At 36.9% G+C, this 16,924-nt stretch carries 15 protein-coding genes and 2 pseudogenes; 3 read left to right on the top strand and 14 right to left on the bottom strand.

Going from position 1 to position 16,924, the window contains the following annotated elements:
* Window positions 1–60: 60 nt before the first annotated feature.
* The 3 genes from WMO38_RS12390 to WMO38_RS12380 all read right to left on the bottom strand — a co-directional run bounded on the left by WMO38_RS12390 (window position 61) and on the right by WMO38_RS12380 (window position 4,396).
* On the bottom strand, window positions 61–1,752 hold the full coding sequence (locus WMO38_RS12390) for an NADH-dependent [FeFe] hydrogenase, group A6 (RefSeq protein WP_021866272.1): 1,692 nt from the start codon (window positions 1,750–1,752) through the stop codon (window positions 61–63).
* Window positions 1,746–3,581: an NAD(P)-binding protein gene (locus tag WMO38_RS12385; RefSeq protein ID WP_279287884.1), complete on the bottom strand. Its 1,836-nt coding sequence runs from the start codon at window positions 3,579–3,581 to the stop codon at window positions 1,746–1,748. The genes WMO38_RS12390 and WMO38_RS12385 overlap by 7 nt, the downstream gene beginning before the upstream one ends.
* Before the next feature lie 230 nt (window positions 3,582–3,811).
* Window positions 3,812–4,396, bottom strand: a complete 585-nt coding sequence (locus WMO38_RS12380; RefSeq protein WP_021866274.1) for an ECF transporter S component — start codon at window positions 4,394–4,396, stop codon at window positions 3,812–3,814.
* Between the two features lie 240 nt (window positions 4,397–4,636).
* Between WMO38_RS12380 and WMO38_RS12375 the strand changes: the two genes are divergently transcribed.
* Entirely contained in the window at window positions 4,637–5,998 is a 1,362-nt protein-coding gene (locus tag WMO38_RS12375; protein WP_349162905.1) for an MATE family efflux transporter, read from the top strand.
* Between the two features lie 97 nt (window positions 5,999–6,095).
* Here the strand turns inward: WMO38_RS12375 and WMO38_RS12370 are convergent, their stop codons facing one another.
* The 10 genes and pseudogenes from WMO38_RS12370 to WMO38_RS12325 all read right to left on the bottom strand — a co-directional run bounded on the left by WMO38_RS12370 (window position 6,096) and on the right by WMO38_RS12325 (window position 15,241).
* On the bottom strand, window positions 6,096–6,290 hold the full coding sequence (locus WMO38_RS12370; protein ID WP_021866276.1) for a hypothetical protein: 195 nt from the start codon (window positions 6,288–6,290) through the stop codon (window positions 6,096–6,098).
* Between the two features lie 22 nt (window positions 6,291–6,312).
* Window positions 6,313–8,067 (bottom strand): ABC transporter ATP-binding protein, encoded by a 1,755-nt coding sequence (locus tag WMO38_RS12365; protein ID WP_349162904.1) that lies wholly within the window; start codon window positions 8,065–8,067, stop codon window positions 6,313–6,315.
* A gap of 2 nt (window positions 8,068–8,069) precedes the next feature.
* A complete protein-coding gene (locus WMO38_RS12360) occupies window positions 8,070–9,803 on the bottom strand; it encodes an ABC transporter ATP-binding protein (protein ID WP_349162903.1) in 1,734 nt (577 codons plus the stop codon).
* Between the two features lie 28 nt (window positions 9,804–9,831).
* Complete coding sequence (locus WMO38_RS12355; protein WP_349162902.1) at window positions 9,832–10,845, bottom strand: L-lactate dehydrogenase; 1,014 nt, start codon at window positions 10,843–10,845, stop codon at window positions 9,832–9,834.
* A gap of 55 nt (window positions 10,846–10,900) precedes the next feature.
* On the bottom strand, window positions 10,901–11,623 hold the full coding sequence (locus WMO38_RS12350) for an acyl-[acyl-carrier-protein] thioesterase (RefSeq protein WP_349162901.1): 723 nt from the start codon (window positions 11,621–11,623) through the stop codon (window positions 10,901–10,903).
* A gap of 127 nt (window positions 11,624–11,750) precedes the next feature.
* Window positions 11,751–11,981 (bottom strand): annotated as a pseudogene (locus WMO38_RS12345) (transcriptional repressor); the annotation flags it as partial.
* 15 nt (window positions 11,982–11,996) lie between these two features.
* Window positions 11,997–12,134, bottom strand: a complete 138-nt coding sequence (locus tag WMO38_RS12340) for a FeoB-associated Cys-rich membrane protein (RefSeq protein ID WP_186837432.1) — start codon at window positions 12,132–12,134, stop codon at window positions 11,997–11,999.
* Window positions 12,135–12,172: 38 nt separating this feature from the next.
* The gene (gene feoB, locus WMO38_RS12335; RefSeq protein WP_021866282.1) at window positions 12,173–14,668 is read right to left on the bottom strand and encodes a ferrous iron transporter B; all 2,496 of its coding nucleotides are present in this window, start codon (window positions 14,666–14,668) and stop codon (window positions 12,173–12,175) included.
* A 93-nt stretch (window positions 14,669–14,761) separates the two neighbouring features.
* Entirely contained in the window at window positions 14,762–14,980 is a 219-nt protein-coding gene (locus WMO38_RS12330; protein WP_021866283.1) for a FeoA family protein, read from the bottom strand.
* A gap of 48 nt (window positions 14,981–15,028) precedes the next feature.
* Window positions 15,029–15,241: a FeoA family protein gene (locus WMO38_RS12325; protein ID WP_021866284.1), complete on the bottom strand. Its 213-nt coding sequence runs from the start codon at window positions 15,239–15,241 to the stop codon at window positions 15,029–15,031.
* Window positions 15,242–15,508: 267 nt separating this feature from the next.
* Between WMO38_RS12325 and WMO38_RS12320 the strand changes: the two genes are divergently transcribed.
* Together WMO38_RS12320 and WMO38_RS12315 are read left to right on the top strand one after the other, a co-directional pair.
* Window positions 15,509–15,883, top strand: coding sequence for a metal-dependent transcriptional regulator (locus WMO38_RS12320; protein WP_021866285.1), 375 nt, complete (start codon window positions 15,509–15,511; stop codon window positions 15,881–15,883).
* 376 nt (window positions 15,884–16,259) lie between these two features.
* On the top strand, window positions 16,260–16,553 hold the full coding sequence (locus WMO38_RS12315) for a hypothetical protein (protein WP_349162900.1): 294 nt from the start codon (window positions 16,260–16,262) through the stop codon (window positions 16,551–16,553).
* Between the two features lie 110 nt (window positions 16,554–16,663).
* Here WMO38_RS12315 and WMO38_RS12310 read toward each other — a convergent pair.
* A pseudogene (locus tag WMO38_RS12310) lies at window positions 16,664–16,924 on the bottom strand (hypothetical protein); the annotation flags it as partial.

Raw genomic sequence — 16,924 nt, 5'->3', positions numbered from 1 at the left:
ACTTCCTAGGGCTATTATAATTATTCTGCCCATTAGTGTCAATTATATTCTGTTATTTTTTTACACATGTTTAACATGCAGGATTTCATGTGATTTATGCGATAAAGGCTTTTCAAAATACTCTTCATAGCACTTTATAACTGACGGATTTTCGTGTGAAAATCTGATATTATTATGCTTATCAAGTCCATAGAGAACATTTCTTCTTTCCTCTACCATTGATGCATCATCTTTAAATGGTTGTCCTCCACCATTGATACATCCGCCCGGACATGACATAATTTCTACAAAATCATAATGGACTTCTCCTTTTTTGATTGCATTCATAAGGCGTCTTGTATTTCCAAGTCCGCTTGCCACAGCAACTTTAATATCTGTTCCATCAAGATCAAATTCAGCTTCTTTCCATCCATCAAGTCCTCTTACAGCCTTAAATGCATCCGGTTCAGGATTTTTCTTCGTCACAAGATAATATGCACTTCTTAAAGCTGCTTCCATAACACCACCTGTTGCACCGAAGATAACACCTGCACCTGTGCTTTCGCCAAGCGGATTATCGAATTCATCTTCTTCAAGTTCATCTGTCTTAATGAAAAATGCCTTGAATAATCTCTCAACTTCTCTTGTTGTAAGGACAGCATCAACATCTTTTGCACCATCCCATGTGTACTCATCTTTCTTTGCAAGACAAGGCATGATCGAAACGCAGAAAATCTTTTCAGGGTCTACTCCAAGCTTCTGTGCATAATATGACTTTGTAATTGCACCAAACATCTGCTGAGGTGATTTTGCTGAAGAAAGTCTGTCTGCCATATCAGGATACTGGCTCTTGATAAACTTTACCCAGCCCGGACAACATGATGTAAACATCGGAAGCCCTGACTCCTTTATTTCAGGAAGTCTTTCAAGAAATTCGCTTCCCTCCTCCATAATTGTCATATCTGCCGCAAATGTCGTATCAAATATGTAATCAAAACCTATTTTTCTCAAACCACCAACAAGTCTCTTTGCTGTTGCAAATTCCTTTGACAGTCCGAAGCTTTCACCCCATGCTGTTCTTACAGCAGGTGCTACCTGAACAACTGTGATAACTTCATCATCTTCAACAGCATCAAGAACCATGCCTACGTCATCACGTTCTCTTAATGCACCTACAGGACAATTTACCACGCACTGTCCACAAAGTGTACATGCTGTCTCCCTGATATTCTGGTTGCCACGCACATTTACAGTTGTTCTTGAACCTGTATTAACTACATCCCATATATGCATTTCCTGAATATTGTCGCAAATCTGCACACATCTCATACATTTTATACATTTCTGTGCATTACGGATAAGTGGAAATGTCATATCCCAGTTATCCTTTTCAAGAATAGAATCATATGGCATCTCTGAAATATTTAATTCATTTGCAAGTGACTGAAGTGTACAATTACCACTTCTTACACATGTACCACATTTATAATCATGCTGTGAAAGTATAAGTTTTACATTAGTTTTTCTTGTTGTACGAACCTTACGTGAGTTAGTATATACAACCATTCCTTCTTCTACAAAGTTATTACATGCAGTAACACAGCGTTCTGTTCCTTCAACCTCAACAACACACACTCTGCACGCACCGATTTCATTTATCTCTTTAAGGTAACATAATGTAGGTATTGTCTCACCGATACTCTTTGCCGCATCAAGAATAGTGGTTCCTTCTTTTACTGATACTTTTGTACCATTTATTGTTAAATTTACCATTGTTCTTCTCTTCCTCCTCTAAATGAGCCAAAACCAAAATGGTCGCATCTTAAACATCTTCCTGACTCCTGACATGCTTCCTCACATGAGAAACCATATTCAATAGGCTCAAAGTCTTTCTTACGGTCTGCGGCATCACGCACTGCTACCTCAACCCTGCCACAAGGAATCTTGTCCTCATAACCTGCATATGGAATTTCCACATCACATGTAATTTCGTGATGGAATCCAAGATAATCATCAATATTGGCTGCTGCTACCTTACCGGCTGCAATAGCTCTTATTACTGTCGCCGGACCTGTAACACAGTCACCTCCAGCAAATATACCCTTATGTTCTTTGATTTCGCTTGTTGCAAGTGCTTCAATAGTTCCTCGCTTAACTGTAACACCATGTTCCTCAAAATATCTTGTCTCGATACCCTGTCCGATTGCCACAACAATCAAATCGCAAGGTATAAGAACCTCATCTTTTGCTGCTGTCTTAGGTGATGGTCTTCCACCCTTGATTTTACTTATCATCTGCGGCTGTACCCAGAGACCTACAACCTTGTCATTTTTATCTTTTTCAATTCTCACAGGTGACATAAGTTCGAGAATATCGCATCCTTCTGCCTCTGCTCCTGCAACCTCTTCTTCAAGTGCAGTCATATCTTCTTTACGTCTTCTGTATACAATGCTGACTTTTTCTGCACCAAGCCTTACTGATGAACGTGCAACGTCCATTGCAACATTACCTCCGCCGATTACTACAACTTTCTTTCCTGTATAATCAGGTATTTCATCATCACCAATCGCACGAAGCATCTCAACTGCCGATGTCACGCCGATTTTTGCATCTTCACCATCAATACCGATTTTCTTATCGGCATGGGCACCTATTGAAATATAAATTGCATCATATTCTTTATTAATGTCTTCAAGAGTAATATCTGTTCCTACACTTATATTTTTCTTAACCTCTATCCCTGTAGAAAGTATCGCATTAATATCCTCATCAAGTTTTGTTCTTGGAAGTCTGTAGTTCGGAATTCCGTATCTTAACATACCACCAAGCTGTTTTCTCTGTTCAAAAATAGTAACCTTATGGCCCATAAGTGACAGATAATAAGCTGCACTAAGTCCACCTGGACCTCCACCGATAATGGCAACTTTCTTTCCTGTCGGCTCACCACATTCAGGAACATCAACAACGCCAGCATTATCAACTGCCATTTTCTTTAATCCACGAATATTAACAGGTGCATCTATAAGTGTTCTCTTACATCTGTTTTCACATGGATGTTCACATATATATGCACATGTAACAGGAAGCGGATTATCTCTTCTGATAAGACGCACTGCATCTGCATATCTTTTGTCATGCACAAGTGCAATATATCCCGGTATATCAACTCCGGCAGGACATGATTTAACACATGCAACAGGCTGGCTGCTGTTACATGAACAAAATCCTCTTTCGATGTGGGAACGGAAATCGTCCTCGCATCCATCTATACATTTTAAAACAAGCTTAGCTGCTTCATATCCGATTGCACAGTCAGCAGACAGATAGATTCCTTCTGCTGTAAGTCTTATAACATCAAGTGTCTCATCTGTTGCATTTCCATCAAGAACATCATCAAAAAGTCTTGCAAGCTGTCTCAGACCCACCCTGCACGGAACACATTTACCACATGACTGTGCAAGACACATTTTTATAAATGACCTTGTAAGGTCAATAGTACATAATCCCGGAGGACTGGCAACTATCCTTCTCTCCAAATCCTGATACAAAGACTCCATTGTAACCTGAGCCTTGTCTTTTGTTATAATCGTTAATCTGCTCAATTTTTACTCCATTCCCGCGTAACCCTTACGCACATTAATTAACCTTATACACTCTATCATAATTATTTCAATCTGTCACAAAAAATTTATTAATTAAATTTTTAACAAACCTGATATAAAAATAACACTCTTTTCCGGCTGCATTCCGGGCATAAAAAATGCCGGTCACTTTTAACTGAACCGGCATTCCCATATTGACTTTTACAGTCTCACATAAACTTATATATAAATTACATTTCTCTTAACATACCGCTCTTTTTAAGAACAGGTCTTAAAATAAGATAAATAACTGATGCAAATATTACAGCTATCACTGCATTAACAGAAGTTGTCAACGCACCGATTTTTGCAAGTGCCTTAGATAAATCCTGTGGAACTCCAAGAATATATGTCTTGTAAAAATATCCAACAATTGGATCTGCAAATATATTAAATACCATTCCTGCCGCACTTGATACGATTGTTGCCATAGTTACATATTTTGCTGAATGTTCTTTTGAAAGTTTAAAGCCTTTGTGTGCAACAAGACCTACAATAAGACCGATACAAAGTTTAAGAACAAATGTCTTAGGTGCACTTGTAACGTATGATGTTGTCAAATCACTGATTGTCATTCCGACTGCTCCAGCAAGCCCTCCCCATGGACCGCCAACAAGAAGAGCTGCAAGCACACAGAAAGTATTACCAAAGTGGAACATTGTCTTTTCTGTTCCAACAGGAATATCAATCTTTATAAATGTTGCTCCGACATAACATAATGCTGCACATAAAGCTGCCTGTGCAAGGACCTTTACATAATCCTTTGATTTTTCCATAATGATTCTCCCTTTTCTATTTCTATTTTTTTGAGGAATTATTATCTTCTGAATTCCTTTCCACGAAGATTACTCTATATCTGATATTATTTATAGTGCCAAACTACATTTATTTTATATGGTCAGTTTGGTAATACTTGTAAATTTTATGTAAAAAGTGTATAGTACAGTTACTTTGCTTTTTAAAATAGACTTTAGAACGTCCGCTACAATTGCATTTTCATAAAAAGGAGAAAAAATATGGATGATAATAAAGATTTCCTCGGCACACAGCCTATAGGCAGACTTTTATTAAAGCTTGCTCTTCCTACTGTTGCTGCCCAGCTTATCAACATGCTTTATAACATAGTTGACCGAATGTATATCGGACACATAAAAGATGTCGGTGCTCTTGCCCTTACCGGAGTCGGTGTGTGTATGCCGCTTATTATGATAATATCGTCATTTGCGGCACTTGTAGGAAATGGTGGTGCCCCTCGTGCATCTATTTACATGGGAAAGAAAGACACAGATGCCGCTCAGAAAATTCTCGGCAACTGCTTTTCTCTTCAGATTATAATATCAATAATTCTTACAATTATTCTACTTATAGGAAATAAAACTTTCCTGCTCGCATTTGGTGCAAGTGAAAATACAATTTCCTACGCTGTCAATTATATGAACATTTATGCCATCGGAACTATATTTGTACAACTTACACTTGGCATGAATGCATTTATAACGGCACAGGGATTTGCAAAAATCGGCATGTTATCTGTCTTAATTGGTGCTGTTGCAAATATAGTTCTTGACCCTGTATTTATATTTGGAATGAATATGGGTGTCCGTGGTGCCGCACTCGCAACAATTATTTCACAGACTTTGTCATGTATATGGGTTTTAAGCTTTTTATTTGGCAAAAAGACTTTCCTTAAAATAAAGCCGGAAAATCTGAGACTGCATGCAAAGATTATTCTTCCTTGCGTTGCTCTTGGTTCTTCACTTTTTATCATGCAGGCAAGCGAAAGTATTATATCAGTATGTTTTAATTCATCACTCTTAAAATACGGCGGAGATATTGCCGTTGGTGCCATGACAATCCTTACAAGTGTAATGCAGTTCGCAATGCTTCCGCTTCAGGGACTTGGTCAGGGAGCTCAGCCTATTATGAGTTATAATTACGGTGCCAAAAATAATGACCGTGTACGTAAAACTTTCCAGCTGCTCTTAAAGGTAAGTTTTAGCTATTCTATAGTTTTATGGGCAATCGTTATGCTGTTCCCACAGATGTTTGCGATGATGTTCACATCTGATAACGCACTTTTAAGTTTTACATCACAGGCTTTAAGAATATACATGGCTTCAATGTTTATGTTCGGAATTCAGATTGCATGCCAGATGGCATTTAATGCTCTTGGCAAAGCAAAAGATTCAATTATTGTTGCTGTTATGCGAAAATTTATACTGCTTATTCCGCTTATATATATTATGCCTGCAATTTTTAAGGCAAATCAGACCAATGCGGTATACATGGCTGAACCTGTTGCAGATTTTATAGCTGTCTGCTTCACAGCAATCCTGTTTGCATTTGAATTCAAAAAAGCTATGAAGGAAAATAAATAAGCATGTTGCATAGGCAGGCATTTTATCCTATAAGTCAACATCAATCTGGTATATATCAGAAAATCCTGCCCACCAATCACCGGTGAGCAGGATTTTTTTAATTTTTAAAAAGATTTTCAAGCGACTCGCCTGCTGACTTTATTCCGTCTTCAAGTGTATGAGCCATGTTTTTTGCTTTTTTATCAAGTTCTTTTTCCTTTGCAAATGCTGCCGCTTTATCTGCTGCATTATTGGCAGCATCCACAGCTTTACCAACGCCTTTAAGGACTTTTTCCTTATTAATCATTGTCATGAATGTCACACTCCTTCTTACTCTATTGTGCAAACTGGCTTTCATAAAGTTTCTTATAAAATCCATTCTTAGCAAGTAATTCTTCATGATTACCCTGTTCAATAATATGACCGTCTTTCATTACCAGAATCACGTCTGCTGACTGGATTGTAGAAAGTCTGTGTGCAACAATAAAACTTGTTCTTCCTTCCATAAGCTTATTAAATGCATTCTGTATCTTGATTTCAGTTCTCGTATCAATAGACGATGTCGCCTCATCAAGAATAAGCATAGGTGGATGACAAAGCATAACTCTTGTTATACACAAAAGCTGTTTCTGTCCCTGTGAAAGGCTGCCGCCATCTTCACCTATTACTGTATCATAACCATTTGGAAGTCGTTTTATGAATCCGTGTGAATGAGCTGCCTTTGCCGCTTCGATTATTTCTTCATCTGTTGCATCAGGCCTACCCATTATAATATTTTCACGGATTGTACCACTTTTAAGCCACGTATCCTGCAGAACCATTCCATAGCCCGCCCTGAGTGAACGTCTTGTAAGCTCCCTTATATCAACACCCGACACATCTATTGAGCCGCTGTTTACATCATAGAATCTCATAAGCAGGTTGATAATTGTTGTTTTACCACATCCTGTAGGTCCTACAATGGCAATTTTCTGACCTTTTTTTACATGAAGATTAAAATCTTCAATAAGCTTTTTATCAGGGACATATGAAAATTCTACATCATTTAAATCAACTCGTCCGTCAACATTTTCAAGATTAACCGCATTACTGCTCTCTGCAGCTTCCGGCTCTTCCTCTATAAGTTCAAATACTCTCGAAGCACATGCTATAGCATTCTGAAGTTCCGTTACAACGCCTGAAATTTCATTGAAAGGTTTTGTATACTGGTTCGCATAACTTAAAAAACATGAAAGCTGTCCTACAGTAAGTCTTCCATATATAGCTGATATAGCACCTGTAACTGCAACTCCGGCATATACAAGGCTGTTTACAAATCTTGTTGAAGGATTTGTTATTGATGAGAAAAATATCGCGTTAAGCGAATATTTCTGAAGTCTGTCATTGATTTCATCAAATTGTCTTACTGCCTCTTCTTCATGACAATAAGCACTTACAACTTTCTGACCTCCAATCATTTCATCAATGAGAGCTGTCTGCTCTCCACGAGTCTCTGACTGAAGCTTGAACATTTTATATGTTCTCTTTGCAATAAAACTGGCAACAAAAAATGAAACCGGTGTAATAAGAACTACAACAAGTGTAATTTTAACATTTATTGATAACATAAATCCGAGTGTTCCAAGTATTGTCATAACACCTGAGAAAAACTGTGTAAATCCCATTAATAAGCCATCAGCGAACTGGTCTACATCGGCAATAACACGACTGACAATCTCACCGTATGAATGTCCATCTATATATTTTAATGGCAGATGTTCTATCTTTTCTATAGCTTCATCCCTTATATCTCTTGTTACATGATATGTAATCTTATTATTACATATATTCATAATCCACTGTGAAAGTGCTGTTATTCCTATAACAACACCAATTTCAGCAAGAATCTGTGCAATCAGCCTGAAATTAACATTAGATGGTCCAATAATATAATCAATTGCATTACCGACAAGTATAGGCACATACAGTGACGATGCTACTGTTATTGTCGCCATAATAATTGATAATATCAAAAATACCCAGTATTTTTTTATCCTTATTATTACTTTTTTAACTGTCTGGCTGGAGGTTTTTTGTGAATCTTTTTTCATTATTACATTGCCTCCTTTTTAAACTGTGAGTAATAGATTTCCTGATAAACTTCGCATCCTGCAAGAAGTTCATCATGCGTACCAATTCCTGCAACTTTGCCATCATCAAGAACAATAATTTTATCTGCATGCATAAGTGAAGCTGCTCTCTGAGATACTATGAAAAGTGTCGGCGATGACTTCATCCCGCGTATTGCTTTTCTTAATGCAGCATCTGTTGCAAAATCAAGTGCCGATGCACTGTCATCAAGAATTAATATATCAGGTTTTCTCACCATTGCACGGGCAATAGTAAGACGCTGTCTCTGACCACCAGAAAGGTTCTTTCCTCCCTGGTCGATAAACGCATCAAGTTTTCCGTCCTTTTTCTCAACAAATTCCCTTGACTGCGAAATATCAAGAGCTTCCATTATCTCATCATCTGTCGCATCTTTTTTGCCCCATTTCATATTGTCACGAATTGAGCCTTTAAATAAAAGTGCTTTCTGCATAACAACAGCAACATGATTTCTAAGCGACTCTATATTATACTCTTTTACATTTCTGCCATTAATCTTTACTTCGCCCTCTGTTGCATCATAAAAACGAGCAATCATATTTACAAGTGAAGACTTACCAGAACCGGTACCACCAATAACACCGACTGTCTCTCCCGGCATAACTGAAAAGTTAATATCTGTAAGAGCTTCCTCTCCACCACCGGCATATTTCAGACATACATTTTTAAATTCAACAGCCGGAACCTGTGTATTTTTCCCTGTTTCAGATATATCAAGTTTTCCATCTGCCATACTTGATTTAACTGCAAATACGCCATCAATCCTGTTTGCACATGCAAGAGCCTTTGTGATATTAATAACAAGATTAGCAAGCTTAATAAGCTCTACAAGAATCTGTGACATATAGTTGTAAAGAGCAACTACCTGTCCCTGTGTAAGTGTGCCGGAATTAACACGTACAGCACCAATCCATATAAGCAGGATTATAGAAATATTTACAACAGCATATGTCAAAGGATTCATAAGTCCTGCAATCTTGCCTACAAACTTCTGCAGATGATTGAGCTCTTCGTTAGACTTTTTGAATCTGTCTACTTCTTCATTTTCCTTATTAAATGCTCTTATTACACGCACACCAGTAAGGTTTTCTCTTGTTATTCCAAGAATCTTATCAAGACCAGCCTGAACTTTCTTGTATAAAGGCCTTGTCGAAAGCATTATACCGAATACAATTACCGCAAGTATAGGAATTGCACCTACAAATACAAGTGCAGCCTTCACATCTATCGTAAAAGCCATAATCATCGCACCAAATACAATAAATGGCGAACGTAAAAACAGTCTTAAAACGAGGTTTACACCATTCTGCACCTGATTAATATCACTTGTCATTCTTGTTATAAGAGTGGATGTTCCGATTGTATCCATCTCAGTAAATGAAAGACTCTGTATATGTTTAAACAAATGATGTCTCATCTGTGTAGAACATCCTACAGCTGCTTTCGCTGCAAAATACTGTGCTGTAATGGAAGATGTAAGTCCTATTATTGCAAGTGCAACAAGCACAAAACACATCTTTACAATATATCCCTTGTCTGCACCTGCAATACCTACATCAATAATTGCTGAAACTACAAGTGGAACAAACAATTCAAATGTTGCTTCCAGCATTTTAAAAAGAGGTGCAAGCACACACTCTTTTTTATACATTTTTAAATACATCCAAATTCTTTTCATTAGATTTTAACTCCATTCAGCTTTATACTTATTCAAAAGGTTTGTTATCTTCAATAACCTTTTTCAAAGCTTTAGCAGATTCCTGTAATTTAGTAATCTCATCATAGTTGAGAGAAATTGGAACTTTTCCCTGTGCACCATTCTTACCTACAATTGCCGGCATTGAAAGTGCCACATCCTCAATTCCATATTCACCATGCATCATGCTTGAAATTGGCATTATTGACTTCTCATCACGTACAATCGCTTCACATATACGCTTTACAGACATTGCAATTCCATAATATGTTGCATGTTTTTTTGCAATAATTTCATACGCACTGTTTTTAACATCATTAGCAATCTTTTCCATAGCTTCGTGATGATTATAGTGACCTCTCATTTCACAGAAATCATTCAAATCAATACCAGATACATTTGCACTGCTCCATGCGGCAATCTCGCTGTCACCATGTTCACCGATTATAAATGCATGAACACTTCGGCTGTCCACCTGAAGATGTGAACCCAATGCCTCTTTTAATCTGGCTGTATCAAGCACTGTACCTGAACCGATTACCCTGTTTTCAGGAAATCCGCTGAGTTTTACCGCTGTATATGTGAGAATGTCAACAGGATTTGCCACAATAAGAAGAATACCCTTACAGTCTCTTTTCTTAATTTCAGGAATAATAGTTTTAAATATTCCTATATTTTTCTTTACAAGATCAAGTCTTGTCTCGCCAGGCTTCTGGTTTGCCCCGGCTGTTATAACAATAATTGACGCATCAACAATATCGTCATAACCGCCTGCATATATTTTCATAGGTCTGGCAAATGGTGTTCCATGACTGATATCAAGAGCTTCACCTTCTGCTTTATCATGGTCTGCATCAATAAGTACCATCTCAGAAAACATACCGCTCTGCATAAGTGCAAATGCTGATGCAGAACCCACAAAACCACAGCCTATTACTGCAACTTTTCTGAGGTTGACACTACCATAGTCAATTTCTTCTCTGTTTGTTTGGATATTTTTCTTTTTTAACTCATTACTTTCCATTTTCTCATTTCCTTCTTTCTATAAAACTGCAAAAAAGATATATGATAAACTGTCATTAAGACAATGCAATCACCGAATGAATTTTTCCTTCAACTGTCATTATTATATAATGTATATTATCTTCATATAAATATCTGCACTTAACTTCATCCTGTGGACGGATTTCCCGTTTGTACCAGATTCTTACCTGATTGAAGTTCTCATTATTATATACATCTTCAGGAAGCATCTCATATGCAGCATCAAGATAATTGATATTATGCATGTGCATATTGATATCAATATCTCTTCTTTGAATGTTATAAATCATTTCTTCTGCATTTTCAAACATTTCTTTTGAATATTCCGGTTCTGAAATCTCATCTTCAAAAACAGCCCTATCTTCTGATTCATACAATGCAGCTATATCTTCTGTAAGCCTTACCGGTCTTCGTCTTTCTGTATCAGTAAGAATCCATCTTGAGCTTCCTATTGCAAGTATTTCCCCATCTTCGTCTTTTAATTCAAAATCTCTGTATGCACACAGTCTGTCAATCTTTCTTGACCATGTTGATGCATCAATTATACAGCCATATACAGGACGCTTTATAACCTTGATTTTCCAATCAAGCAATACCCATGCCCTGTGTTTTGTCTCAACTTCAAGCACTCCGTATCCAACGTCAGCAGAATGGGCACATGCAATATCTTCCATAATAGAAAGGAGAGCCTTATTAGTTGCCTGACTGTTATGTGCAACATCTTCTATTCCTATTCTATACTTTTCTTTATAAACCATACTATTTCCTCCAATTTATCCTTGTTAATAATATCACATAACAAAAAGCAGGACAATGATGGATTTATCCAATCATTATCCTGCCTGTCTGCTTAAATCACTTTTTTATAAGCGGCTTATCGTCAACCGCAATCTCATATATGCTTCTTCTGCTTATCACGCCTATATCCTCGAGCGTGTTAATCATGCGATAAACTGTTGCGGTGCCTATGCTGCTGTCTTTTTTGGCTGCCTTATAATAAATCTCCTTACAGCTGTTGCAATTGCCTTCAAGTATAATATCAAGCAATATCAGCCTCTGTTTTGTTATCCGGCATCCATTGTCTTTTAATTTTTGAATAACACATTCTTTGCTCATAAGTTCCCCTCTCGTTTATCTGTGACAGCGGCCGCCACAGCTGCTGCAATCACCTCCGCAAGATGACCTGCCATTTTTCTTGTCCTTATGCATTCCTTTTAATATTAATCCTACTACGCAGACAAGCACTGCTGCAACGACTACTGTTCCCATAAAGCTGCCCCTTTCAATAACAAATAACTTATTATCAATTATGCCTTAGCACTCTTTTTTACATTTACTTTTAATGTATTACTTTCCTTATATGGTCTGAATAAGAGATAAAGGAATCCGATTACAAGTGCAAATGCTACTATTGTCCAGAAATTAACTGTACCATGTGCAATAAGGTTACCGATATTGTAAATGCAAAGTGAAACTACATAAGCAAATCCACACTGATATCCAATTGCTGCCCAAGTCCATTTAGGGCTGTTCATCTCTCTCTTAATAGCACCAATTGCTGCGAAACAAGGAGCACAGAGAAGATTGAATGTAAGGAATGAAAATCCTGCAAGTTTCGTGAACTGAAGTGCAAGTTCTCCGTATACAGGAAGTTCACCACCGCCATAAAGGATACCCATTGTACCTACGATATTTTCCTTAGCCACAAGGCCTGTAATTGATGCAACGGCTGCCTGCCAGTTACCCCATCCGAGTGGATGGAAAATCCATGCAATTGCACTACCAATCTTAGCTAAAATACTCATATTAATTTCATCTTCTGCTAACATACGGAATCCATCATCTGTAAATCCAAAGTATGTTGTAAACCAAACAACGATTGTTGAAAGAAGAATGATTGTACCGGCCTTCTTGATAAATGACCATCCACGCTCCCACATGCTTCTTAATACGTTACCAACTGTTGGAAGGTGATAAGCAGGAAGTTCCATAACGAATGGAGCCGGATCTCCCTCGAATAACTTTGTCTTTTTAAGAATGATACCTGAAACAATGATTGAAGCCATACCGATAAAGTACGCTGATGTTGCTACCCATGGTGAACCACCGAAAATAGCACCTGCAATCATTGCAATAAATGGAACTTTTGCTCCACAAGGTATAAATGTTGTTGTCATAATTGTCATACGACGGTCTCTTTCATTCTCGATTGTACGAGAAGCCATGATACCTGGAACACCACAACCTGTACCTACAAGAATCGGAATAAATGATTTTCCTGAAAGACCAAATCTTCTGAAAATTCTATCCATGATGAATGCAATACGTGCCATGTATCCGCATGCTTCCAAAATAGCAAGTAATAAGAATAATACTAACATCTGAGGTACGAAACCAAGTACAGCACCTACACCGGCTACAATACCATCAAGGATAAGTCCCTCCAGCCAGTCTGCACAACCGATTGCATCAAGTCCATCACCAATAAGTACAGGAATACCTGGAACCCATACCCCGTAATTTGCAGGGTCAGGTGCTGCACCTTCATACTTGATTGCCAAATCAATTGCTTCTTTAATGTCATCAGCATCTGCTGTTTCATCTTCTGTTGCAAGTGTTTCTTCATCTTCTACAGTATAATCGACAGAATCTGTTGACTTAACCATAGCCTTTAAGCTTTTAAGTGCTGCAACTGCCGCTTCTGAATCATAATCATCTGACTCTGTGTCGATTGCTTCTGCAATATCATCAGCCTTTGTTCCGAGACTTTCTACATATGCAGCAATGATTTCGTCTGAATCACCGTATTCATCTGATGCTTCTTCATATGCTGATGTACCGATTCCAAAAAGATGAAAGCCATCACCAAATAAACCATCATTGGCCCAGTCTGTAGCTGCCGAACCAACTGTTACCATTGAAATATAGTAAACAAGAAACATAATTGCAGCAAATATTGGAAGTGCAAGAATTCTGTTTGTTACAACTTTATCAATTTTATCTGATGTTGTAAGCTTATCTTTCTTCTGTGCTTTCTTTACACAATCACCAATAATTGAAGAAATATATGTATATCTCTCATTTGTAATAATACTTTCTGTATCATCATCAAATTCATCTTCAAGTGCCTTGATTTCATCTGAAACATCAGGAATTGTTGTAAGCTGCTGTCCAATTTTATCATCTTTTTCAATGAGCTTTATTGCAAAGAATCGCTTCTGTTCTTCTTTGACATCTGTTCCAAGCTTATTTTCAACAGAAGTAATTGCTGACTCAACACTTGCTGCAAATTCATGAACTGGTGCTCCTGCTTTCTTACTTGCAATCTCAATAGCCTTGTTTGCTGCTTCCATGATGCCGGTGCCTTTAAGGGCTGAAATCTCAACTACTTCACAGCCGAGTTTCTTGCTGAGCTTATCAGTGTTGATAACATCTCCGCTCTTCTTTACAAGATCCATCATATTGACAGCCATAACAACAGGAATACCAAGTTCCATAATCTGAGTTGAAAGGTAAAGATTTCTTTCAATGTTAGTACCATCAATAATGTTGATAATGGCATCCGGTCTCTCACCTATAAGATAATTTCTTGCAACCACCTCTTCAAGAGTATAAGGTGATAAAGAATAAATACCAGGTAAATCCATGATTGTAACATCTTTATTACCTTTGAATTTACCTTCCTTTTTTTCTACTGTAACGCCCGGCCAGTTTCCGACAAACTGATTAGAACCCGTCAAAGCATTAAACAATGTTGTTTTACCGCAGTTTGGATTACCTGCTAATGCAATCTTCAAAGACATTTCTATCCTCCTAATTAATGTTAGTCTTTCTATCTTTTGTTAGCCTCACTATCTTTTGTTCGTTCTCGCTAACCATTATGTAAAAAAAACACCCTATGCCACTTCAATCATCTGTGCATCAGCTTTTCTTATAGAAAGTTCATAACCTCTTACTGTAACTTCAATAGGGTCACCGAGAGGTGCAACCTTTCTTACATAAATTTCAACGCCCTTAGTGATACCCATATCCATGATGCGTCGTTTAACCGGTCCTTCTCCGGTAAGTTTTGTAACCTTTACCGTCTGACCACAGGCAACGTCTTTAAGTGTCATCTCTTTTTCTCCTTCTTTCATATTATATTCACGCCAGCCGGATTTGCACTAAACCATAATCTTGTTAGCCATCTCTTTACCAATAGCCACGCGGGAATCTTTGACATTAACAATCAGATTGCCATTTGTCTCAGAAATAACCGTAACGGTACCGCCAACTACAAATCCCAGCTTCTCTAAAAAGCTTCTAACGTCGTCTTTTCCTCCGACTTTTTTAATAATATTAGGTTCGCCCTGATTTGCCATACTTAACGGCATCATTTTATTCCTTCTTTCTTTTGATTATTGATAATTAATTTCATTTCCAGCAAGGTTAGTATATGCTAACATATCTTAGATGTCAAGAACAAATATTGAATTTTTCTAATTTTTTTTAGTTGTATCTACTTATAGTTATAAAGCATAAACGTTTAATATTTGAAATAAAAATTCATTTATTCATTTGTCTTTGTCGCCATTTCGTGTTAAACTATTGTTAAATTTATGAATCTTAAATTTGTAGTATTATAGAATTGGAGTGAAGTTGTCATGAATACAAACGAATCAGCAGAAAATTATCTGGAAACAATACTCATGCTCAGTAAACGACTTCCGGTTGTTCGTTCAGTAGATATAAGTAATGAATTAGGATTTAAAAAATCAAGTGTCAGCGTAGCAATGAAAAATCTTCGTGAGAAGAATCACATAACAGTATCTGATGCCGGTTTTATCAACCTTACACAGTCGGGTCGTGAAATAGCCGAAATGATTTATGAACGCCACGAGTTCCTTTCAAAATGGCTCATAAGCCTCGGTGTTCCTGCGGAAACTGCAACTGAAGATGCATGTAAAATTGAACATGTTTTAAGTAAGGAAAGTTTTCAGGCAATTAAAGATTTTGTCAAAAAATCGCAATTAGATTAAAACAACAAAATTTAATGCTGTTGGATTCAAAAATTGGAAACTGAGAGATGTCGCTTTAACATACTATCCCGGTACAAATACAACAATACAAACAGCGGTAACAACATCGTGTTTCTTTATGTTTTTCTTAATGATATATATAGGTTATATTTTATGTAACAACGACTTGGATATTTCCGAACAATGTATATATGTTAGATGCCGCAATAAAATAAACTACTATTTATATAAAGTTATATGTGTATTAATATTCAGTATAGTTTTAAATTTAATTTTGTTTACATCTGCATGTCTTTTCAGCATCGGCAGTAAAAACGCCCTCACAATCATTCTTTGGTACATTTCTGCCGTAAGTGTCGGATTCTGTGGTGGTGCAATGGGGCAGATGTTTCACCCTGCTATTATAAATGACAGAAAGTTTTCTACTGTTTTTATAATATTAATAAGCACATTATGTGCATGTAAAACAAATATTTTAAATTCACACCCCGTACTTCATTACTTATTTTTTGTATTTCCGCCAATTGAAAATTTCACATCAATTTGCCAAATATCAAATTGGGGAGAATTTATAATAATTGCAAAAGAAACACTCATATTTTTAATTTATGGCATAATCTATGAAACACTAAAATCATTTATATGGGAAAAAAGGAAATTTCTGATGTAATCTATACAAATAAATCAACTGCCGTGAATTTTGTAAGTTCATGGCAGTCAATATATTTTCATGTAAACATGTACAGTTGTTATATTCTCCTACCGTACAAATCAATAGCTTTAATCATTAATATTATCAACTGCTAAATTATATTCCGCTTCTGAATAACACTCTAGAATCTTATCCTTTGGGATATTAAGTTTAATCATGTTTTTTATTGCTTTGGTATTTGCCATTTGTGTTCCTTGGCTAATACCTCGCTTAATTCCACATTCGACTCCATCATTAAAACCATCGTCATAACTGATATTTTTCTCATTTTTTATATGCTGTTCTTCGTTATATTCTGTCAGAATCATGTCACGCACCTCCGCTGTATG

The sequence above is a fragment of the Lachnospira hominis (ex Hitch et al. 2025) genome (assembly GCF_040096395.1).
GTDB lineage: Bacteria > Bacillota > Clostridia > Lachnospirales > Lachnospiraceae > Lachnospira > Lachnospira hominis.
This window is presented reverse-complemented; position numbering and strand designations above follow the sequence as displayed.